The sequence below is a fragment of the uncultured Intestinibacter sp. genome, from assembly GCF_902468165.1.
Classification (GTDB): domain Bacteria; phylum Bacillota; class Clostridia; order Peptostreptococcales; family Peptostreptococcaceae; genus Intestinibacter.
The window spans coordinates 1-23,427 of the sequence record NZ_CABQXJ010000049.1; the positions used below are offsets into that span (position 1 = coordinate 1).

Below are 23,427 nucleotides of genomic sequence, written 5' to 3' on the forward strand. Positions count from 1 at the left end.
TCTTCTGCTCCTTCATCTTCATCTATCTCAACATCTAAAAGCTTTGCTATTGACTTCATTTCTTCTCTTGTTTTTGATTTATAACTTTCAATTAAATCTTCCTTTACTATTTCAGGATTTACAATATAGTCTTTATCAGACTTTCTATAAATAATATACTTATGTGAATATAAATCTCTGTTATCATAGATATATTTTGATATAATTCTTAACATTTGATTATAAGAAAGTTTTTTATTTACATTTAGATTGAGATATTTTGCAAAATTATAAATTTCTTGTTTAGATCTGAAAAACTCTTGTTTTTTAATAAGTTTCGCTATTGATACGATATTTTCTTGATATGAACCATAAGTTAGTACTCTTAAATACAGATTTTCATTATTCTTTCTAGTTTGAACTCGTTGTATATTTTCATCTATTACTCTATCTACATTAGCTTCAAAAAATTTTTTTGCACCCCTTTGTGATACATAATTATCAAATTCTTTTTGTACCATATCGAGTATCAAATTTCTAAAATTATCTTTATATGTTCTAGATTCCATGATACCTCCACCTCATTTATTTTATTATATTCATAGGAATATAAAATGTGAGTTCATAAATATTGTTAAGATATTTACTTAATTATATGAATTTCAGAAAAAAAATTATAAAATTTTTCAAAAAATATTGTTTATACTAATTTTTATAAAAAAATATTAAATGTATGTATATTTTTTTATAATATGCCAATAATATAAGTGTAAAATCAAATATACTCAATCTCCCCCATTTAAGATCTCTATTTTAATAATAGAGGTCTTTTTTTACAATATATAATATTTTATGTCTTATATATTTGTTTTAAGTTTTATATAAAGACTTATTTTATAAAATATATATTCTTAATTAAAGCAAATTATAAAAAGGACGATAAATATCGTCCTTTTTATAATTTATTTTGTATAATAAGCCAGTCCGATACTTCCAGGTCCAACATGAAGTCCTATAACAGGTCCTATTGATTGCATTTTTACTTTTCTTCCCAACTTTTCTTCTAAAAGCTTTGCTAGTTTAGCACCTTCTTCTTCACAATTGATATAATGTACTATTACATCGCCAAGCCCTTTTTCTTCGATATCTTGTAAAAATGTTTCTACTAAAGTATCTACTGCTTTTTTTCTAGTTCTAACTTTTTTAAATACTGATGTTTCACCATCTTTTACGGTTAAGATAGGTTTTATTTGTAATATTCCACCTAATAAAGCCGATGCCCCTCCTATTCTTCCACCTTTTTTTAGATATGCTAAGGTTTCTGGAGTGAATAAGAAACGACTATTATTTATAATATAATTTGCTCTTTCTACAACTTCTTCTATAGATTTACCTTCACTTGCAGCACGAGCTGCTTCTATAACTGTAAATCCCATCTGCATACAGTTAGTAGTAGAGTCTATTATTTCTATATTAGCATTTGGATAGTCTTGTAATAATATGTTTTTCATCATGCATGCATTTGAATATGTACCACTCATTTTTGAAGATAAGAAAATACCTACTATAGAATCTCCATTATCTAGTATTTCCTTCATAGTATTTAACATTTCTTCTGGGATAGGTTGTGATGACTTTGGAATCTCACTAGCTTTATCCATTTCATCGTAAAAAGTTATATTATCTATATCTAATTCCCTTCTACTATCAAGATCCATTACAACATTTAGTGATATTACTTTTATATCGTATTTATCAATATATTCTTGTGGAATATATGATGTACTATCAGTAATAATTTTTATGCTCATATTTTCACTTCCTTTATAATTTGTACTAATCATATAAAATTTAAATTAACTTTTTAAATTTTATAATTTTAAGTAATATTTTTAGAATAGATTATATCTTTTAATTTATATATAACTCTACAGTAATTATATGTATTTATTATTACAAAAACCTGCAAAGTCTAATATAAAATTTGCAGGTTTTGTATTATTTTTAATAAGTATTTTATATTTTATTATTTAAATAAGCTTATTTGTGGTTTTTTAACCAGTTTATAGCTCCATATGTGTGAATTGCTGCTCCAGTTACAAGTACATCTTCATTGAATACTACTTTAGTGTTGTGCATTGGTTCACCATATAAAGGATTTTCGTTTTTAGCTCCTGCTCCTAATATTAAGTATAAACTTGGAACTTCATAAGAATAAGAAGCGAAGTCTTCAGAACCCATTCCGCCACCTTCAAATAAGAATACGCCTTGTTCACCTACTATGTCTTTTACATAACCAGTAACTTCGTTAGCTAAATCTTTGTCGTTTGCTAGTGGTGGTACAGAAGATAATTCTATTAATTCAGCTTCTCCTCTGAACATTTTAGCAGTAGAAGTAACTATTTCACCCATTCTTTTGAATACATATTCTCCTACTTCTTTGTCTAATGTTCTTATAGTACCTTCCATAATAACTTGACCTGGTATTATGTTTGGTGCATCTCCACCAACAAATTTACCTATTGTTATAACAACTGGTTGAGTAGCAACTATTTCTCTGTTAGTTATTTCTTGTATAGCAGAATATATTTGAGTAGCTATGAATATTGGGTCTACACCAGTTTCAGGCATAGCTCCATGGCATCCAGTTCCATTTACAACTATTCTGAATCTATTACATCCACCTATACTAGTACCTAATCCGCATACTACTAAGTTAGAAGGAGTTCCTGAGTTTACGTGCATTGCCATAGCAGCATCAACTTTAGGATTTTCTAAAACGCCTGCTTCTATCATTTTTTTAGCACCTGTAAATCCTTCTTCATCTGGTTGGAATACTAATTTTACTGTTCCTTCTATTTGGTCTTGGTTTTGTCTTAATAATTTAGCAGCTCCAAGTAACATAGCTGTATGCATATCATGTCCACAAGAGTGCATTGCTCCGTTTTTAGATGCGAAATCACAATTTGGAGTTTCTTCCATTGGAAGTGCATCCATATCAGCTCTTAATAAGAATGTTTTTCCTGGTTTTGGACCTTCTATTGTAGCAACTATTCCACTTTCGCATATTTCTTTTGGTTCATAACCAAGTTCTCTTAATTTATCCATTACATATGCTTTTGTTTTAGGTAGTGTATCTCCAACTTCTGGATTTTCATGAATAGTTCTTCTATATTCTACTATGTCATTTTTTATAGCCTGTGCTTGTTCTAGTATATTGTTCATTATTACACCTCGTTTAATTTTTTCCTTTAATATATTTATTTCCTATTCTATTTCAAATTATGCTTTTATATTATTTATTACATTGAATTTATACCCACAAAAATTCCAATGAATCTAGTTTACTACTCTAATAAGAATTGAATATGTACTAATATAAAAAAACGACCTATTTAAGGCCGTTTTTTTATAGTTTTTTGTAAAAAATCATAAAATTGATCTTTTAATTTTATTTTTAAACCCTTATAGATAATATGTATCTATTGTATTGCCTTTAATTCAAATCCTAAATCAGCTATTAAAGCTTTTAATTCATCTTCGTTAACTCCATCAGCCATATCTACTAAAGCATATTTGCCATCTAGATTAACTTCTTTTACGTCTATACCTTTTATGTCTTCTGTTAGTGCTGTTTTTACATGGTTAACGCAATGATTACAACTCATTCCTTCAATTAATAATTTTTTTTCCATTGTTTACACCTCCATGTATACCCTGTATGGGTATATTATAGCATATAATATAAAAAAACTCTACTAATAATAATTTTCAATTTAAAAATAATATTAGTCCATTTTAATTTTATCTATACCAGAGTATACATCAAAATCATTAGAGTTTAATTCACCTTTTAGTCGTCCATTTAATACAACATAATCATTTAATATACCAAAACTTATAAAGATAGCTTTTTCTTTTACATATTTTTGTATAGTTTTATATATGCTTTTTATTTCTTCTTCTGAAGTTGCATTTTGAAGTTGTGTGATGTATTTATCTAATTTTTTATCGCTGTATCCAAGTTTGTTAAGTACATATGTAGCATCAGAAACAGCCGGTAATTCACATCCTATAAGAGCTAAGTCATAATCTTTTTCTTTTAATGCTTTTTGCATATCATCTTCAGTTAGATCTTTTATTTCTGTTTTTATTCCTATTGCTTCTAAATTATTGCTTATGATATTAGCTGCTTTTACTCTTTCAGTATTGTTTTTGTTTACTATTATTTTAAATGTAATGTCTTTTAACATTTCTTTTACTTCAGAGTGCGTTACATCTTTGAATGTTCTTTTTTCTTGTTTGTTAGTTTTGTCAGTTGATGTATTATTTTTAGCAGTTGTATCTTCAGAATTATTAGAAGTTTGCTCTGTATTATTTTTAATATTACCATCTGAAGCAACTTTATTCGTATCTTCTGATTTAGTGTTTTCAGTAGAATTTACATCATTTTTATTGTTGTCTGTAGAATCTGCTGAATTTGTATCATTACTTTTTCTAGAAGCAGTGTTGTTATCTGTATTATCTAAAGATAATACTGCTTTCTTTAAATAATTTTGAGCATTTTCAGTATTATAAGATAGAGGTTTTAAGTCGCTATCATAGTATTTTGATGTAGAGTTTAAAGGAAAATTACTCAATTTCGCCCTATCAGAATAAGCATCTTTTATAATAGACTCTCTATCTACTGCAAATGAGATAGCTTTTCTTATATCTAGATTATTCAAGTACTTGTTGTCGTAGTTAAACAGTACATAGTCATAATTTCTTCCTTGATATTTATTTATTACAAAATTATCATTGTCTGTAAATTTACTTATACTACCTAATGTAACCTTGCTTATATCACTATCTAAAGATAAAACCATTTCTGTTTGTGATTCAGTATCTGGAACCATTTTAACGTATACTTCTTTTTTGTTATTATCTTTATTTAAATCATAGTAATCATTATTTAATTCTAAAATCATATAATCTCGGTCTTCGTATTTTTTTATTTTATAAGCACCTGAACCAACTAAATTATTTTTGGCTAATTTTAATTCATCAGTTTTTAATCCATCTAATTTATCTTTTGATACTATTGGAAAAATTAAAGTTTCTAATGAAAATGCATAGCTGTCTTTAAAGTTTATAGTTAGTTTTTTGCTTCCATGTACTGTTATTCCACTTATATTTGATACTAAACTATTATAAGCACTATCTTTATTTTCATTTATTAATTCATATGTATACTTAACATCTTTAGCTGTAAGACTTTCCCCATCATGCCATTTTATATTGTCTTTTAGGGTTATATCTATTTTTTTGTTGTTAGATGAAATACTATAAGACTCTACTAGTTTAGGTTGAATATTATAATTTTCATCTAATTCAAATAGGCTATCGTACACTAAATCTAATACATAACTTACTGATTTATCCGTATTTAAAATAGGATTAATTGTACTCGCCCTTATCATGGTTAAGTTTATATATTCTGAAGTCTTTTTCGATGTCTTTACCTCATTGCTTTTTACATCAGTATCTGATTTACACCCTGTAACAAATACCATCGTAGCTAAAAGTAGACTTATTAATTTTACTACCTTCTTCATCTTATTGTACCTTTCTAGTTATAGATTTTTTTATACATTTCGTAATTATGTTTTACTTTTTCTACATAAGCAGATGTCTCTTTAAAAGGAATAGTATGTAAATTTTCTCCGTCTTGACTATATGCCTCATCAGCTAACCATTTCTTTACATTACCTGATCCCCCATTATAAGCTGCTATAACTAAATCTATATCTCCAAATTCTCTATATAGCTTATTTAAATACCAACATCCTATTCTTATATTATCTTCAGGTTCAAAAATATCTGCGTCTTTTATATCAAGTTCTTCCATGGCCCAATCTCTCGTTCCATCACCAATTTGCATAAGACCTTTTGCACCTCTTCTTGAAACTGCGTCTTTTTTAAATTTACTTTCTGCTTTTATTATGCTGTAAACTAAATCTTCATCTATATTATATTCTTTTGAATAAAATTCTACGTAATCTGAGTATTTTTTAGGATAAAGATATTTATATACTTCATCTTTTCCTATATATAAAGCTGCCCCCAATACTATTATAATAAATAGAATTAAGATTAATTTTTTTTTCACTCTCTTTCTCCTTGTAAAACGCTTATTAGCTCTAAAACTTTCTTTTGTAATTCTTCAAATGAATTTGAATTATCGATAATATAATCTGCAAACTTTACTTTTTCTTCTTGACTCATTTGAGAATTTATTCTACTAATCGCCTCTTCTTTTGTACAGTTATCCCTAGCTATAATTCTATTAATCTGTATCTCTTTTCTACAAGTTATTAAAATTAATTTTTGTATATATGGAATATAATCGTCTTCTATTAATAATGCAGCATCTATCACGACAATTTTTTCGCCTTGATTTTTATATTCCTCAACTTTAGATAGTATTTTCTGTTTTATTTTTGGATGAGTTAAATTATTTAGAAGAATTAATTTTTCGTCATCGTTAAATACGATATTTCCTAATGCTCTTCTATTTAAACTTCCATCTTGATTTCTAATACTCTTACCAAAAGTTGAAAATACTTCATTTAATAAGTTTTTATCGTCAAATATTTGCCTAGCTACTATATCGGCATCTACTACTTTTATGTTATTTTCCATAAAAATAGTAGATACACTACTTTTTCCACATCCAATATTTCCTGTAAGCCCCAATACTAACATATTTTCACCTACTTTGTTTCGTACCAAGAGTTACCTGTATTTAAATCTACATCTAATTTTACATCCATAGATTGTGCATTTTCCATTTCTTCTCTTACTATCTTTTCAGCTAATTCTAACTCTTCATCTACTGCTTCTACGATAAGCTCATCGTGTACTTGAAGTATAAGTTTAGATTTCATTTCATTTTCTTTTAATTTGTTGTATACATTTACCATAGCTACTTTTATTATATCTGCAGCACTACCTTGAATAGGTGCATTCATAGCAAATCTCTTACCTTGATTTCTTACAATAAAGTTGCTAGCTTTTATTTCTGGTATATATCTTCTTCTGTTTAGTATAGTTGTTGCATAACCTGTTTCTGTAGCAGTTTCTACTGCATTATCCATAAATTCTTTTATTTTTGGATATTTGCTGAAATAACTTTCAATATATGCTTTTGCAGTAGGTACTGGTATATTTAAATCTTGAGAAAGACCAAAATCAGTTTTACCGTAGATTATACCGAAGTTTATAGCCTTAGCTTCTATTCTTTGTTTACTTGTAACGTCTTTTATATCTACATCAAATATTTGAGATGCAGTTTTTGAATGTATATCTTCTCCATGTTTAAATGCATCTATCATATTTTCGTCGCCACTCATATGAGCTAAAACTCTAAGTTCAACTTGAGAATAATCGGCATCGACTAATTTACAATTATCATCTGCTACAAATACTTTTCTTATATCTCTACCCATTTCAGTTTTAACAGGTATGTTTTGCATATTAGGTTCAGTAGAAGAAATTCTTCCTGTAGTTGTTATAGTTTGGTTAAATGAAGAATGTATTCTTCCTGTTTTAGGATTTATTATTTTTAATAATCCTTCAACATAAGTTGAATTTAACTTAACAATTTGTCTATAGTCTGTTATTTTATCTATTATTTCATGTTTATCTCTTAGTTTTTCTAAAACTTCTGCATTTGTTGAATATCCTGTTTTAGTCTTTTTAATTACTGGAAGTCCTAATTTTTCAAATAATATTACACCTAATTGCTTTGGTGAATTTATATTAAAAGGCTCTCCTGCTAATTCAAATATTTCATTTTCTAATTCATTTATTATTGTTGTGAATTTTTCTTTTAATTCGTTTAGTTGATCTTTATCGACTTTCATTCCTATGTATTCCATAGAACCTAAAACTTCAACAAGAGGCATTTCAACATGATAGAATAAGCCATCCATTTCAGTTTCTTTTAGTTTTTCTTCCATTTTTGGATATACACAGGCTATTGTATTTATTATATCTGCTGTATATGCTGAAAGTTCATCAAAATCTATTTCATCGAATTTTTTCGCTTTTGCACCTTTTCCAAGTAAATCTTCTTTTGATTTTATTTTTCTAGTTAAATATTTCATGGCAATTGCACTACATTCATATGAAGTAGAAGATTTAGAGTCAATTAAATACTCTGCTATAGTTATATCAAAGTCCATAGCATTTAATTCTATTTCATAAGGTTTAAGTAGTATATAATCTTCTTTTAAGTCGTATCCATGTTTTTTAATTTCAGAGTCTGATAGTAGACTTTCTATTTTTGATAGTTCATCTTCATTTATATAGTATATTTCTTCTCCATCTAAACTTAAAAATACGTTTATGACTTTTTTATCTAGTATATTACCTTCTCTACCTATAACATCTATTATTACTTTTTTATTTTCTTTTGCTTTTTCAATAAAATCTTCTACGTTGTCTAGATGTTGTACTTTTAAATTTACTTCTTCTTTTATGCTAGTTTCCCCACCATCCATTTCAAGTAATTTTGAAATAAGACTTGTGAAACCAAATTCCTTGAATTTTTCTATAACATCGTCTTTATTATAATCACCATATTCTAAATCTTCTAATTTAATATCTAGTGGAACATTTGTTATTATAGTAGCTAATTCTTTACTCATTAAAGCTAGCTCTTTATTTTCTTCTATTTTCTTCTTTATACTTCCTTTTAATTCATCAGTATGTTCTATAAGATTTTCTATAGTTGAGTACTGTTTTAGAAGTTTTATTCCTGTTTTTTCACCTACACCTGGTACACCTGGTATATTATCAGATTTATCTCCCATAAGACCTTTTAAATCGATAAACTGTGTAGGTGTCATTTCATATCTTTCTACTACTGAATCGTAGTTGTATTCTTCAACTTCACCAACACCTTTTTTAGTTATTAAAGTTGTTGTTTTGTGTGATGCTAATTGTATCGCATCTTTATCTCCTGTAACTATGTAAACTTTGAAGTTGTTTTCTTCTCCTAATTTTGCAACCGTACCGATTATATCATCAGCTTCATATCCTGCAAGTTCCAATCTATTTATATTGAACTTATCTAATAATTCTTTTAAAGGTTCCAATTGTTGACCTAATTCATCAGGCATTTTTTTTCTACCAGCTTTGTAATCAGCATATTGTTTATGTCTGAAAGTTGGTGCCTTTTTATCAAATGCCACACTCATATGAGTCGGTTGATAATCTTCTATTATTTTAAACATCATACGCACGAATCCAAATATAGCGTTTGTTTTTAGTCCATCACTATTACTCATATCTGGCAATGCATAAAATGCTCTATTAATTATCGAGTTTCCATCTATAATTATTAATGTATTTTCCAAAATTTATCACTCCTACTGTTTATCTTATTTGCTCGTGTACCCTATCATTTAATCATAACATACTTATTCTAATCTATTAAGATTAAAATCTCAAAATCCATAAATATATTTCAGTTTATATTATATCCACTTTATTATTTACTTTTTTTACTTTTTTCATAAGTTTTTTAAATCCTTATGATATTATAATTTTTATCAACCCATTCTTTTTTCCAATATATATAAATTGTGCTTGATTAATTCAATTTGTGTTGATATAATATAAAAGTAGCAAATTTATTGGCCGATGTGGCGGAATTGGCATACGCACACGACTCAAAATCGTGCGGAGAAATCCATACGGGTTCGACTCCCGTCATCGGCACCATTTTTCGTAAAATGAGTACTAAACGCATGAAAACCTAGGTTAATACCTAGGTTTTTCTTTTTATAGAAATAATTTATATTTATTGTAAATGAGAAATTATAAACTCAATATACTTCTCAAAATCACCTTCATCATCTGGTAAATTATTTTCTTCTACATATTCCATAGTTTTATCTAAAATAAATTTATACATATCTTTTTTATCTTCTTCATCTAACTCTACTTTTTCTTCAGTATCTGGATCTACTAAACAATCTATTAAGTTATTTGTGCAATCTTGTGCTAATTCTGTAATTTGTTCTATTTCACGAAGTTCTTCGTCTGTTATATTAAATTCATTTATATCTGTCATTTTTAAAAATTCCTTTCTTTCTTAACTGCCTTTGTAATATATCACAAACAAATTTATATAACAAGACTATTTATATTTATAACTTTGTCTATTTTTTACAATATAATTTTTTATATCTTTCATTTATAATTTTTATCATAAGCTCGCCAACTCCTACTGCATCTTCTATTGTAAGATAATGGTCTGCAGTTTTGTCGAGAAACATTTTGCCTGTTGGTGGAAATTCTTCATCTTCAAACCATATGCTTATTGTAACTGGATAATATGGATAAATATAAAATACAGCACTTAAATCTGCTTTTGAATCGATAAACTTTGCATCTAGAGATTTAAAAACTTCTATAACTTGTTTTTCATCTTTATTTTTTAAAAAACGTTCTAGTTCCGCTTCAACAGTTTTATCGAATCTTGCCCCTCTTATAAGTCCGTCTTTTAATTCTCCAAATTTAATTTGTTTTGATAAAATCGGTGTATTATCTGCCAAATCTAGATAATGAAGTAAAGTTAGTATCTGCCAGTCATCTCTTTTTTCTTTCATATCGTAAGTTGGATATTCTAATTCAAATATAGCATCTAAACTTTTGATTTTTAAAATTGATTTTTCTTCATCAAATTCTGCCCCTGAGTTCTTTGCAATTTCTATTGGATTTTTTCCCTCAAGACGTTTTTTCGCAGCTATGTACATTTCATTAAATGCTCTGTTTTCCTTTTTATTTTCCATAGTATTATCCCCCATATTATTTTTAAATTTTTAAGTAGTTATTAATATTTTAAATTATTATTGATTAGATTTCTATGTTTTTGTTTATCTATCTTGCACACATCACTTCTCCATTATCGTTTTAAAATATTTATTTATTGTTTTTCAATAAATAAATATTGACATTCATAAAATACCTTGTTAATCTATAAAATATAGGACTAAAAAGGGGGTAAATTATAGAATGTCTAGGGTAAAAAAATTAGGATTATTTTTTATTTTATTATTTATTTTTATATGCGTCGCAATTGGTGTTCTCATATTAAAAATAGAATATTTTGATCCTTATAATTCAGTTAACTATAGTGAAATGATAGATACAGAAATTCCTAAAAACGCTAAAGTCTTGGATTATAAAGATACTCACGGGGGATTCTTAGGAGATGGCGATTTATATGCAGTTATACAATTTGATAAAAATGAAAAAAACTCATTTTTGAAAAATATAGAGAAAAATAAAAAGTGGAAGAAAACCCCTTTGCAAAAAGATTTAAAACTCATTATATATGGCGGAGAGTTAAAAAAAGATGGAAATTATTATGTGTACGAACCTTTACCTGATTACAATATTCCTAAAACAAAAAACGGAATTTATTATTTTAAAGATAGATTTGCTGAAAATTATCCAGAAGAGGCAGACACTAACATAAATGATAGAGCAGCATATAACATAACATTTGCCCTATTTGATTTGGACACAAATAAGCTTTATATTTATAAATTAGATACTTAACTCATAAAAACAAAATAGGATTAATACTTTAGTTTAAGTATTAATCCTATTTTACGTTATGTAAATTTTAAACAACTTTATTATGTAATAAAATTTTATTTACAAATAATAAATTTCATTTAGAAAGTCTATAACTTCTACTGTTGTAATATTAAAAGTATTTCCTATAAAATCGACAACATACATCATGCCAATCGATATAGGATTTTTTAAGATTACTACTAAAGCTAGACAAATTATTAATCCAATTATTTTTTCATGCCATGCCTTCCAACATATATTATTTATATATGTATATGCTGACATGATTATAATTTTTCTATTTATTTTATAGAATCACTTCTAGTTATAATCGAATCGATTAAGCCATAATCTAGGGCTTCTTGAGCACTCATAAAATTGTCTCTATCTGTGTCTCTATATATTTCTTCTATGCTTTTACCTGTATTTTCAGCTAGAATTCTATTTAGTCTTTCTTTAGTTTTTAGTAAATTTTCGGCTACTATTTTTATATCTGTAGCTTGTCCTTGTATACCATTTCCACCTATTAGAGGTTGGTGAATCATAATTTGAGAATTTGGAAGTGCAAATCTCTTTCCTTTTGCTCCACCTGCTAATAAAAATGATCCAAAGCTTGCTGCAAGCCCTATACATATAGTTGATACATCACATTTTACATGTTGCATTGTATCGTATATTGCAAATCCTGCGGTTACTGAACCGCCTGGAGAGTTTATATAAAGATAAATATCTTTGTCTGGATCTTCTGCCTCTAAAAATAAAAGTTGTGCTATTACAACACTTGCAGAAGCGTCTGTAACTTCTTCTCCTAAGAATATAATTCTATCACATAATAATCTAGAAAATATATCGTAACTTCTCTCCCCGTTTCCTGTTTGTTGTACTACATATGGTACTACACTCATATTCTCACCTCCTATATAAATTATAGCAATTTTTTCAAATTTTTGTATCAATTTTACATTAATAAATATTTTACTTACTTTTATTTCTATATTGAGTTGGTGTAATTCCTATAAATCGCTTGAAATTTTTCGAAAAATAGCTTGGACTATCAAATCCCACAGCATCACTTATAATCGTAATAGGATCCTTATTTTCTCTTAACATCTTAGCTGCTATAGATACTTTATATTTTAAAATATATTGAATTGGTGATATTCCAAGTGTATTTTTAAAACATCTTAAACATTCTCTTTCACTTAAATTTACAACTTTCGATATGTTATTTAATGTTATTTGTTTATTATAATTTTTATGTACAAATGAAAGTATATTTTTTATTCTTTCTGAGTTTAGATCATTTCTATTATTTTTATTTAAATCTTGTATATTTTTGAGCATAATATACCACATATGAGATAAATACTCCCTTACAAGAATCTCATATCCAAATTCAGATTTTTCAAATTGTGAAAAGGCATTTTTTATACAAGCTGATGCTTCTTCTCCCCAAGAAGTATTTTTATAAAAAGCAATTCCACTTAAATTCTTGTTTTCAACAATTGGATTTACAAAATTTTGCTCAAATACACTTTGTACTCCTCCAGAAATCAAGTTTTTATTAAAAACAAGTGAGTTTAATATACATTCTTCACTTGTTCCTGCTCTAATATAATGAAGTATATTTGAATTTATAAAAACACCATCACCTTCATTTAGTACAAAATCACTATTATCTAAGTATAAGTGAATACTCCCACTTTTCACTCTTATTACCTCTATTTCTTCATGCCAATGCCATGAAATATCACCTGTCACAAATTTATTTACATCAGAATAACACGCCTTGCATGGAAACATAGGTGTCCCAAACAATTCTAATTGTTGGTTATTTTCATCTACTATAATCTCTATAATTTGTTGTTCCATAATATTTTCCCTTTTTTATTTTGTCGCTTTTATTATAGTATACGTCTTTATTATTATTGAACCAAGTTTTTTATAGCGATATTATTATTTTATAGTAAAGAAATCGCGATTTATAATTTTAAAAATACATGAATAGAGTTAACTTATTAAATTTTTTTTATGCATACACATCAAAAATAAATTTTATGGAGGTATTTTACATGAAGGGAATAATATTTAATTTAAATAATAATATAAAAAACATAGATGGATATAATTTCATAATAAACATGTTGAAAAATCTAAATATCCCATGGATAGAGTTAAAAAATGATTCAATCTATGATTTTTATGAAACTCCAATCGATATCGAAAACTGTATCTTTATTTCAGATTCACAAGAAAACTTAAACTTAGCACAAAACTTAAATATTAAATATGCAATTAAATTAAATACAGATAAAAATAATTCAAAAGACAAACATGATATTAAAAATTTATATGATTTATATAATAAATATTTTAATACATTATTTTTAAACTAAGCTAAAAAATCTCTGACCTTATAAAGTCAGAGATTTTTATCTATACACTTCTTTGTTTTTTCAAAAATCTAATATCATTCTGTTATATTTTCTGTTGTTGGGAATATAATATTCACCTTTGTTCCATAATTCTCTTTTGAATCTATATACAATCCAAGCCCTAATTTTTCACATAGTTTCTTGCATAGATAAAGGCCTATACCCGTGCTCTTTCCGAATTTTCTTCCATTTTCTCCAGTAAATCCTTTTTCAAATACTCTGCCAATATCTTTTTCATTTATGCCAACACCATAATCTTTTATAGAAATTATTATTGAATTATTTTGTTTTTGGCTTTCTATCTCTATTTTATCATTATTTCCTTTTGAATATTTTATGGCATTTACTATTATCTGATTTAAAATAAATTCTATCCATTTTGAGTCACTATAAACTACTTGCTCTAAATCTTTAAGTTCCAAACTTATTCTTTTACTTATAAAATCACGTTGATTTCTCTTGATTACTTTTTTTACTAATGGCTCTAGTTCTACTTTTTTTATAATATAATCTTTGCCCACTTCATTACTTCGTGAGTAATAAAGTACTTGTTCTACAAAGTTGTCTATCTTATTAATTTGAGTATCTATTTTTCTAACAATATCATTATTGTAGTTGTTTTCTATCACTAATTTACTAGATGCTATCGGAGTTTTTATTTCATGAATCCACACCTCTATATATTCTCTATATTCTTTTTGCATATCTTCATAATACTTAATATGCTCATGCATATCTCGGCTTACTTCTTTTAATATATCGTTTATTTGCTCTGCAATTAAAAAATTGGCTTCTTCCATAACTTCAGGCAATAAATACTTTTTATCTAAACTCTCTAATATACTTTCCATATCATTAAAATATTTTTTATACTTTATGTACTCTATAAAAATATAAGTAAACAACGGCAAAAACCATATACAGAAAATAAATAAAATCATCATAAAACTTATATCTGCAATATACATAAAAATCGATACTACAATAAATATCATTAAATTTAGAGTTAAAAAAATTCCTTTATCTTTTAAATAATCAGCTATTCTCATCGCATTATATACCCTAGCCCTCTTCTAGTTTCTATAACATTTTTTATTCCTATTTCATCTAGTTTTTTTCTAAGTCTCGTTATGTTTACTGTCAAGGTACTGTCATCTACAAAAAAATCCGAATTCCATAGATGCTCCATCAAAATCTCTCTAGACACAATTTCCCCTTTATGATTTATTAAATAAGAAAGTATTTTTACCTCATTTTTTGTTAACTCTATATTTTTATCATTATAAATTACAGTAGCATTAGATAAGTTTAACTTAAAATCTTTATAAGTTAGTATGATATTTGAGTTTGAATTCATACCACTTCTTTTTAATAAAGCAGCAATTCTTGCGAGTAATATTTGAGTATTATATGGTTTTGTTACAAAATCATCTGCTCCCAAATTCATACTCATAAGTTCATCTACTTCACTATCTCTACTTGTAACTACTATTATAGGTACTTCAGATGTTTTCCTAATTTCCCTACATATATAATACCCATCAAAAATTGGTAGATTTATATCTAATAAAATTAAGTCTGCATTTTGTTTTAATATATAATCTACTATATTATTAAATTCTGTAGGTGCTTTTATCTCATATCCATATTTACTTAAAAATATTTGTAGCTCTTCTCTTATTATTTGATCATCTTCTACAATAATTATTTGTTGCATATTACCCTCCAATCATCGGAAAAATCCATATAAAGTAGATAAACTACTTTATATGGATTTTATTTTTAACTATATTTTTATATCCACTATAAGTTATATAGAAGTATATAATATATACTATCATAAATATTCCCGCTGTTATAAGTGAAGATCCCATTATATCCGGTTTGTTGTAAACAGATACAAAATCATTTGCAACTTTTATTCCAATAACTGAGTGTATAAAAGCTAATATAACTGGAAGACTGAAATATACTAAAGTTTGTATAAATATTGTTTTATTTATATCTTTTTCACTTGCTCCAAATCTTTTTAATGATTTATATCTATCTATACTATCACTAGCTTCACTTAATTGTTGAAGTGCAAGCACTGCCATACTGCTTATTAAAAACACTATTCCTATATAAATACCTATAAATAATACTATTGTTGTCATTCCTTTATTTGATTCATAAATCTCAGTTCTACTTGCACCAAGTACAAATCCTATTTTATCATAATCTGTATCAGTAGTTTTATATGAATATATTTTATTAGTGAAATCAGATTCTCTTTTTTCTCTTCCCTCTCCAACAAAGTTTACATTTACATTGCTTGAAATTAAAGTCATATTGTCACATACATCATCGTTAACTATTACTGTGATCATATTATCTTTCATGAAATCTGTTTTTAAGTTTTCTTCTATAACTTTCTTATCTTTTATTTTATAAGATTTATTTTCTATTTTTATACTGTCATTATTTTTTACATAATTTTGTATAGCTTCTAATGTATTAGCATAATTTGATGTTATTAATACTTCATATTTATTTAATTCTATGGCATTTTGATTATCCAATGCTCTAATTTTATTGTAATCAGAAAGTTTCATATAATTCATTAGACTTCTCATATTTGCATTTAAATTTAATGCTTCTGATATTGTTTTATTATCTGTATATAAATCATAATAAACTACTTTATCTTCTTTATTAAACTTTACACCTATATATTCAAGTGATTTTTGTATATCATTTGCTTTTTCACCTTCATCTATATAAAGATTTGCACTTGCATCATATGTTGTTGAATCTTTTAGTCCCGATTCTATTGCATTTTTAAAACTAAATCCTGTAGATAACATGCCTATTGTCATAAATAACATAAGGCATATAACTGACATAGAAATAAAGTTTGTATTTACCTTGCTGTTTATTTGTTTTACTATAAATATATTTAAGCCTTTAAAGTATATTTTTTTATTTTTCTTAACTATATATAAAATAAATCCTGATAAAGAGAAGAAAAATAAAAATGTACCTACTACTCCAAGTAATATTGATATTAAGAATTTTTTATCTTTTATTCCTAGTAATCCAACTTCTAAAATTAATTTATAAGCTGTAACTAGTGAAATAACACATAATATAAATGTAATTAAATATACTATATTGCTTTTGAATTTAACTTCTTCTGTTTTTCTTCCTACTGTTAACAAATCTATTATCTTATATTTTGAAATTACAAAAGAGTTAAATATCATAACTAATAAGAACATTATTCCAAAGTATAAAACTGTCTTTATCATTGCTTTTCCTGATATTACAAAAGAATAAGTCGACATTTTTAAACCGAATAATTTTACAACTAGTATTGACAATCCTTGTGAAAATATTAATCCTAATATTAAACCACTTATAAGTGAAAGTATCCCCACTATTATTGTCTCTAATATTAGTATTTTAGATATTTTATTTTTTGACATTCCTAAAGTCATATAAATTCCAAGTTCTTTATTTCTCTTTTTTACTAAAAAGTTATTTGCATAAAGTATAAGACTTCCTAAAATAAATGCTATAAATACAGATACATAAGATATTACTTTTGAAAGTATCTCCACATAACTTTCTCCTGAAGAAGTAAGCTCTGACATTGCTTTTTGTGATTCTATTGAGTTAAAAGTATAAAATATGCATACTGCTAACATCAAAGTAAAGAAATATATCGTATAATCTTTAAAACTTTTCTTTACATTTTTAAATGCTATCTTAGAATACATTATTATCATCTCCTCCTAACATCGTAATTACTTCCATTATTCTATTAAAAAATTCTTTTCTCGAATCATTTCCTCTAACTAATTCTGTAAATATTTTTCCATCTTTTATAAATAAGATTCTATGAGCATAACTTGCTGTAAACGCATCGTGAGTTACCATAAGTATAGTCGCGCTAAGCTCTTCATTTAAGCTTTCTAATCTTTCTAACAATAATCTAGCTGATTTTGAATCAAGAGCTCCTGTTGGCTCATCAGCAAGTATTAGTGATGGTTCTGTAACTATAGCTCTTGCAGATGCAACCCTTTGTTTTTGCCCCCCTGACATCTGATAAGGATATTTATCTAGTACTTTTTCTATTTCTAGATATTTTGCTACTTCTTTTATTTTTGAATCTACTTTAGAAGTTTTTTCACCTTTTATAGTAAGTGCTAATGCTATATTTTCATATGCAGTTAATGTATCTAGTAAGTTAAAATCTTGGAATATAAATCCTAACTCATTTTGTCTAAATTTATCTAGTTTTTTTGATTTTAATCTTGTTATATCTTGATCATTTATAATTATATTTCCTGTTGTAACTTTATCTATTGTTGAAATACAGTTAAGAAGTGTTGTTTTACCACTACCACTCGGTCCCATAATTCCAACAAATTCCCCTTCTCCAACTTTAAAACTTATATTATCAATGGCTTTTGTTATATTTCCTTTATTTCCATAGTATTTTTCTATTTTTTCAACCCTTAAAATATTTTTCATATTTATTCCTCCTAAATTCATCGTATCTTATATTTATTATTATAGGCAGTTTTCAATTTTTAAGATATTGATGTATATTTCATTAATGTTACATTTTTGTAGCATAACTATTTTTATAAAAAGAATTCCTATAATTTAATTATTTTCATACAAAAATAAGGGCTGTCATCTTGACAGTCCTACTTTATATAATATTTCTATAAATTTTAGCCATACAGCATATAGTCGATTTGATCTGCTAGACTTATACTTTCAGGATTCCAATGTCTTTCTTTTATATCTATATTTTCGAATTCAAATCCTGATTCAAATACAAATGCTTTGAATTTGTTGTCTAACCATGGTGCACTCCAACACCCAGAACGGCATATATGTATTATTTTGCAAGGTTCTTCACATTTTACTTCTTTCAAGCACAAATAATTTATATTATAAGCTTCGTTTATTTCTTTAAATTGGTCACTATGTTCATTTGCATAAGGTCCATAAACTATATTGGCTTCTTTTATTTTGCCTTCATAAAGTAATTTTCCAAGCCAATCTGCGCAATTTACTTCAAACTTAAATGAATCAAGACCTTGATATCCAAGGTCAGAATGTGAATCAAACGAAATAACTGAATCAACTTTGTTGTCAATCGCAATTTTATATGCTGCTAAATGTGATTCGGTGAGCAGAACTTTTGTATCTTTTTTAAAATCTACGTTTTTCTTTAATATTGGCCAAAAATTATCCACCTCATCTCCTACATTCATACTCTTTGTAATATCTATTCCCCCTCTCTTTTCTTCATAGTATTTTTTATACCAATGCTTATTTATATTATTGTCATTTTCTATATATGAGCCATTCCAATGATTCATATAATTCATAAAATAATCCCAGTCTATAGTAATCAGTGAACTCATAATCTCTCCCCCAAGTCTTTTATTATAATTTATATACATTTTTTATAGTATTTTCAACCCATTTTTTACCATAGAATTATTAAATTATAATTTCTGATTACTTTTGAGATATTTTTTATTCTGTTATAACTATTATGAATTTATTAAATCAGATGCTATTTTATTTAAACTTTGTGCTATAAACTTAAAGTCCTTATTTAAATCTAAAGTTCTCACCATTATCTTATTTCCGCTCATTATATATTCACTATTTGGTATTATATCTTCATTAGTTTTTGCATACAAAAGCATTCCCGATACTTTTCCATTTTTATTTATATCCTTATTTTTTACATAAGTGAATATCTGATATAAATTATTTGAGTGTATTGTTTTGCTGTTATATAGTTCTATTTTCTGCATAGATTGTGAATAGTATTTTGTGTCTATAATCAAAATATTTTCACCATATGTTAGTGTTATATCACTTTTCATCTCTGGCAAAAATTTATCTAGTTCATTGTCTAAGTTCCACTTTATTTTAGATGCTTTTGGTCTTAAACTTGGATAGTGTTTTTGATAATAAGAAAGTACAAATTTTTCATATATACTGCACATTTTCTTTTCACTTAAAGATTCCGCAACCTTATACTCTCCATCTTCTGTTGTCATAAGCAAATCATTTAGAATCAAATAACATATATTTATTATTCCACTATAATTTGCGTTATGTCTGTTGTATTTTATATCATTCCATCTTATTTCATTTACTTCTAAAGTATTTACATTAGAAAATAAAAGCACTAACTTTTTAAGATTCTTTTTATTTTGAGATGATATATCTTTTGATAGTACTAAAACATACATTGCAGTCTTAATTATACTGTTTAGATAATTATCCATAGATAATTTATCAAACTCACAATAAAGTTTGTTTTTATTGTTTGCCTTTAACTTTATAGATTTCTCTATATTTATTTTCCCAGTCAATACTGATAATTCGTCTTCTTCAGCTTTATATTCTTTTATAAGACCTCGTTTAACTTGTTTCGAAACAATTTTATACAAAATAACTGCTAATATATCTCCTATATTGTCAAACACTTCAACATCTATATCTTTGTAGTCTTTTTGTATTAAATGAGTATATACATATGACAGCATATAATATATGTTTTTTATAAAAATACTTTTGTCTTTTATCATGCTACCACCATCTAATTAACTATATCTCTCAATATTTTTTCCCATTTTTCAAGCTTATCATAATCATCAAACCAGTACTCTTTTAAAAGTGGTATTATATCAAACTCAATAACTTCTTCAATATACATATCTATTTCATCTAAACTACATTCTTTAGATATTTCATCGCTAAAAAAGTAACTATGACCTATACAGAATCCTTCACCCAATGAAAAATCTTCTTTTATTTCTTTATTTAATATTTTAATTTTTTCAACTAAATTTATAATTCTTTCGCTTTTAAAACTTTTGATATAATCCATAAATCTTTCATTTTCAAAAGCTGGTTTCAAATCAAAGAAACTAAATCTACGTCTAAGTGCATAATCTATCATGGCAATACCTCTATCTGCAGTATTCATAATCCCGATTATATAGATATTTTTAGGAACACTAAATTTCTCGTCACCATATGCTAACTTGATAGTTTGAGCTCTATAATTATTTTCTATAAGCATCATTAATTCTCCAAATATCTTGCTCAAATTTCCTCTATTGATCTCGTCTATAATAAAGAAATATTTATCATTTGGATTTTGTTCTGCTTTTTTACAGAAATTATAAAATACACCGTATTTAAGTGCAAATCCTTCTTTACTTGGTTTATATCCCATTATAAAATCTTCGTATGAGTAATTTTGATGAAATTGAACAAATTCTATCTTATCATCAGCTTTTTGTTCTAAAATAGAATATGCCAAGCGTTTAGATAAAAATGTCTTTCCTATTCCAGGCGCTCCAGTAAGTATAATATTTTTCTTTCTATCTAAAAGTCGAACTAAGAAATTATAATCCTTTTCTGTTATATAAACTTCATCTAAAAAATCTTGTTTTGTATAAATCTCATCACATTCTTTTATTACATCTTTTTCTTGATTTTTTTCATATTCTCTATAATTTTCTTTTATTAAATCTAAATTGGAATCATCTATATCGTTCATTTCTTCTTCAGATTCAAAATCTAAATTCAGTCTACTGCCAATATATATAATCTCCTCTACAATTAGATGTAGACCATTATCACCAAAATTTAAACCATTAAATCTACTAAATGCCCTTTGTACTAACTCTTCATCACTTTTAACAACTTCTAAAACCAAATCACACATATTGTAATAAGCTTCTAAAATTTCAAAACTTCCTCTTTTAGGGATATTATCATATCCTATTTTACTTGCAAAAGCTTTAAATTTACCTTCTTTATAAATACAGTATTTTTCGGGAAATCTAAAGAATAAATATGTGCTTATAGCATTTAAGTATTGATAATGATTGCTCATATTCTCATTTCCATATTGTTTTAAAAGCATATCAGATGAATCCCTAAAAGAATCTATTCTTCTAGATAAACTTATCGTTTCATTAAATAAATTTACGAACATCTCTCTTACCATCTCTGGATCTTTTTGTGCAAAGTATAAAATCATATTCTTAGGAAAATAATTTCGAGACGCCAATAAGTTTTTACTCTTTGAAAATGAATTCGAAATCATTTCATAAAAATCTTTTGCGTTTATATCCCAATTTTGTTGAAATGTTTTTATTGTCTCTATTTTATAGATTTCATCTAGCGAAATATTTTTTACATTCTTTTTATAATAGGAAATTATATTTCTTAATTTATCTATATCAAGTTTATTTATATTAAAATCCAATTAAAATCACAACCTTTATATAATCTTATTATTTCTTATATATCTACAAATATATTAACATATTTATACATATTTCTAATAATTATGCTAAAATAATACCATACAAGTAAAAGACAAAAAAGTCTTAATTTCAATATTTTTAAAACAAAATTGGAGGGGATTAAAAATGGAAAGAAATAAATCAAAAGAGATTAGATATGATTTATTAGGAGCTAAAGTAGTAGAAAATCTTCAAAAAAGACATTTCGATGCTTATTATTGTCAAACAAAAGAAGATGCTTTAAAAAAAGCTATCGAATTAATTCCAGAAGATGATGTTGTATCATGGGGTGGTTCTGTTTCAATAGATGAAATAGGCCTTTTAAATTATGTAAAAGAAAACCGCCAAGTTATAGATAGAGATAGTGCAAAATCTCCAGAAGAACGTGTTCACTTAATGAGACAATCTCTTTTATGTGATACTTTTTTAATGAGTACTAATTCTATGACTGAAGATGGCGTACTTGTAAACATAGATGGTAACGGAAACCGTGTTGCTGCTTTGTGCTACGGTCCAAAGAGTGTAGTTATGATAGTTGGAGTTAATAAGGTCTGTAAAACACTTGATGATGCTATAAGCAGAGCTAGAAATATAGCAGCGCCAATAAATATTCAACGTTTTAACGATTTAAAAACTCCTTGTTATTTAAAAGGGTCTTGTGCTAATTGCAAGTCTACTGAAAGTATATGCACTCAAGTTGTTATAACTAGAATAAGTAGACCTGTTTCAAAGATAAAAATAGTAGTTGTGGGAGAAGATTTAGGCTTTTAATATATTTATAGAAAATATTAAAATATAGCACGTAAAATAGTTAAACTCTAAAAACTATTATCAACATATAATTTATAATATTTCATCCATATAATAATATTATTTAATATTTTTGGATGAAATATTTTTTTTACATAATTATGATAGTTTTAACAATGAAATAAAAATAAACCGTTTAAGGATATTGGTATATTAAGTATAAAAATAAGTTGTTTTTGGTATTATAAATATTAAATCTAATATTATATATACTTTAATTT

23 protein-coding genes and 1 tRNA gene are annotated in these 23,427 nt (G+C 26.2%); 4 read left to right on the top strand and 20 right to left on the bottom strand.

The features are described 5' to 3' along the window. The 8 genes from RDX53_RS09440 to polA form a co-directional block, all read right to left on the bottom strand. On the bottom strand, positions 1-548 hold a 548-nt coding region (locus RDX53_RS09440), incomplete at its 3' end, for a hypothetical protein (RefSeq protein WP_307994039.1). 393 nt (positions 549-941) lie between these two features. Beyond that, the gene (locus RDX53_RS09445; RefSeq protein ID WP_307994040.1) at positions 942-1,790 is read right to left on the bottom strand and encodes a DegV family protein; all 849 of its coding nucleotides are present in this window, start codon (positions 1,788-1,790) and stop codon (positions 942-944) included. Between the two features lie 229 nt (positions 1,791-2,019). Continuing rightward, complete coding sequence (locus tag RDX53_RS09450; RefSeq protein ID WP_195929990.1) at positions 2,020-3,204, bottom strand: M20 family metallopeptidase; 1,185 nt, start codon at positions 3,202-3,204, stop codon at positions 2,020-2,022. 257 nt (positions 3,205-3,461) lie between these two features. Then, positions 3,462-3,674, bottom strand: coding sequence for a heavy-metal-associated domain-containing protein (locus RDX53_RS09455; protein ID WP_195929991.1), 213 nt, complete (start codon positions 3,672-3,674; stop codon positions 3,462-3,464). A gap of 93 nt (positions 3,675-3,767) precedes the next feature. Further along, complete coding sequence (locus RDX53_RS09460; protein WP_307994041.1) at positions 3,768-5,576, bottom strand: ABC transporter substrate-binding protein; 1,809 nt, start codon at positions 5,574-5,576, stop codon at positions 3,768-3,770. Between the two features lie 14 nt (positions 5,577-5,590). Further along, positions 5,591-6,130 carry a lytic transglycosylase domain-containing protein gene (locus RDX53_RS09465; protein WP_195929993.1) on the bottom strand — a complete coding sequence of 180 codons (540 nt, stop codon included), beginning with the start codon at positions 6,128-6,130 and terminating at the stop codon, positions 5,591-5,593. Continuing rightward, on the bottom strand, positions 6,127-6,726 hold the full coding sequence (gene coaE, locus RDX53_RS09470) for a dephospho-CoA kinase (RefSeq protein WP_295778729.1): 600 nt from the start codon (positions 6,724-6,726) through the stop codon (positions 6,127-6,129). The genes RDX53_RS09465 and coaE overlap by 4 nt, the downstream gene beginning before the upstream one ends. An 8-nt stretch (positions 6,727-6,734) precedes the next feature. Continuing rightward, on the bottom strand, positions 6,735-9,383 hold the full coding sequence (gene polA / locus RDX53_RS09475; protein WP_307994042.1) for a DNA polymerase I: 2,649 nt from the start codon (positions 9,381-9,383) through the stop codon (positions 6,735-6,737). A 282-nt stretch (positions 9,384-9,665) separates the two neighbouring features. Here polA and RDX53_RS09480 point away from each other — a divergent pair. Next, positions 9,666-9,750: transfer RNA gene (locus RDX53_RS09480), tRNA-Leu, on the top strand. 79 nt (positions 9,751-9,829) lie between these two features. Here the strand turns inward: RDX53_RS09480 and RDX53_RS09485 are convergent. Together RDX53_RS09485 and RDX53_RS09490 are read right to left on the bottom strand one after the other, a co-directional pair. After that, positions 9,830-10,102 carry a hypothetical protein gene (locus RDX53_RS09485; RefSeq protein WP_195930008.1) on the bottom strand — a complete coding sequence of 91 codons (273 nt, stop codon included), beginning with the start codon at positions 10,100-10,102 and terminating at the stop codon, positions 9,830-9,832. Between the two features lie 88 nt (positions 10,103-10,190). Continuing rightward, positions 10,191-10,823: a DUF3786 domain-containing protein gene (locus tag RDX53_RS09490; protein ID WP_295762283.1), complete on the bottom strand. Its 633-nt coding sequence runs from the start codon at positions 10,821-10,823 to the stop codon at positions 10,191-10,193. A 223-nt stretch (positions 10,824-11,046) separates the two neighbouring features. Here RDX53_RS09490 and RDX53_RS09495 point away from each other — a divergent pair, with 223 nt between their 5' ends. Next, complete coding sequence (locus tag RDX53_RS09495; protein WP_007286613.1) at positions 11,047-11,595, top strand: hypothetical protein; 549 nt, start codon at positions 11,047-11,049, stop codon at positions 11,593-11,595. A 99-nt stretch (positions 11,596-11,694) separates the two neighbouring features. On the opposite strand, the gene RDX53_RS09500 is transcribed toward RDX53_RS09495, so the two are convergent. The 3 genes from RDX53_RS09500 to RDX53_RS09510 form a co-directional block, all read right to left on the bottom strand. Further along, complete coding sequence (locus RDX53_RS09500) at positions 11,695-11,901, bottom strand: hypothetical protein (protein WP_295777909.1); 207 nt, start codon at positions 11,899-11,901, stop codon at positions 11,695-11,697. A gap of 17 nt (positions 11,902-11,918) precedes the next feature. Further along, positions 11,919-12,521: an ATP-dependent Clp endopeptidase proteolytic subunit ClpP gene (gene clpP / locus RDX53_RS09505; protein WP_022072609.1), complete on the bottom strand. Its 603-nt coding sequence runs from the start codon at positions 12,519-12,521 to the stop codon at positions 11,919-11,921. Between the two features lie 70 nt (positions 12,522-12,591). Continuing rightward, entirely contained in the window at positions 12,592-13,488 is an 897-nt protein-coding gene (locus RDX53_RS09510) for an AraC family transcriptional regulator (RefSeq protein ID WP_307994043.1), read from the bottom strand. Positions 13,489-13,688: 200 nt separating this feature from the next. Here RDX53_RS09510 and RDX53_RS09515 point away from each other — a divergent pair, with 200 nt between their 5' ends. After that, entirely contained in the window at positions 13,689-14,012 is a 324-nt protein-coding gene (locus tag RDX53_RS09515; protein WP_307994044.1) for a hypothetical protein, read from the top strand. Positions 14,013-14,086: 74 nt separating this feature from the next. Here RDX53_RS09515 and RDX53_RS09520 read toward each other — a convergent pair whose 3' ends face one another. The 7 genes from RDX53_RS09520 to RDX53_RS09550 all read right to left on the bottom strand — a co-directional run bounded on the left by RDX53_RS09520 (position 14,087) and on the right by RDX53_RS09550 (position 22,356). Continuing rightward, the gene (locus RDX53_RS09520; RefSeq protein WP_307994045.1) at positions 14,087-15,100 is read right to left on the bottom strand and encodes a sensor histidine kinase; all 1,014 of its coding nucleotides are present in this window, start codon (positions 15,098-15,100) and stop codon (positions 14,087-14,089) included. Next, positions 15,097-15,768: a response regulator transcription factor gene (locus tag RDX53_RS09525; RefSeq protein ID WP_307994047.1), complete on the bottom strand. Its 672-nt coding sequence runs from the start codon at positions 15,766-15,768 to the stop codon at positions 15,097-15,099. The genes RDX53_RS09520 and RDX53_RS09525 overlap by 4 nt, the downstream gene beginning before the upstream one ends. A gap of 43 nt (positions 15,769-15,811) precedes the next feature. Beyond that, complete coding sequence (locus tag RDX53_RS09530) at positions 15,812-17,812, bottom strand: ABC transporter permease (RefSeq protein ID WP_307994048.1); 2,001 nt, start codon at positions 17,810-17,812, stop codon at positions 15,812-15,814. After that, the gene (locus RDX53_RS09535) at positions 17,802-18,569 is read right to left on the bottom strand and encodes an ABC transporter ATP-binding protein (RefSeq protein WP_307994050.1); all 768 of its coding nucleotides are present in this window, start codon (positions 18,567-18,569) and stop codon (positions 17,802-17,804) included. Before RDX53_RS09535 ends, RDX53_RS09530 begins: the two co-directional genes overlap by 11 nt. A gap of 206 nt (positions 18,570-18,775) precedes the next feature. Next, positions 18,776-19,477 carry an arginase gene (locus RDX53_RS09540; RefSeq protein WP_307994051.1) on the bottom strand — a complete coding sequence of 234 codons (702 nt, stop codon included), beginning with the start codon at positions 19,475-19,477 and terminating at the stop codon, positions 18,776-18,778. A gap of 132 nt (positions 19,478-19,609) precedes the next feature. After that, positions 19,610-20,662: a 5-methylcytosine-specific restriction endonuclease system specificity protein McrC gene (mcrC, locus tag RDX53_RS09545; RefSeq protein WP_307994052.1), complete on the bottom strand. Its 1,053-nt coding sequence runs from the start codon at positions 20,660-20,662 to the stop codon at positions 19,610-19,612. A gap of 11 nt (positions 20,663-20,673) precedes the next feature. Beyond that, a complete protein-coding gene (locus tag RDX53_RS09550; protein ID WP_295734127.1) occupies positions 20,674-22,356 on the bottom strand; it encodes an AAA family ATPase in 1,683 nt (560 codons plus the stop codon). A gap of 166 nt (positions 22,357-22,522) precedes the next feature. On the opposite strand from RDX53_RS09550, the gene RDX53_RS09555 reads away from it, so the two are divergent. Next, positions 22,523-23,167, top strand: a complete 645-nt coding sequence (locus tag RDX53_RS09555) for a lactate utilization protein (protein WP_295574590.1) — start codon at positions 22,523-22,525, stop codon at positions 23,165-23,167. Positions 23,168-23,427 lie beyond the last annotated feature (260 nt).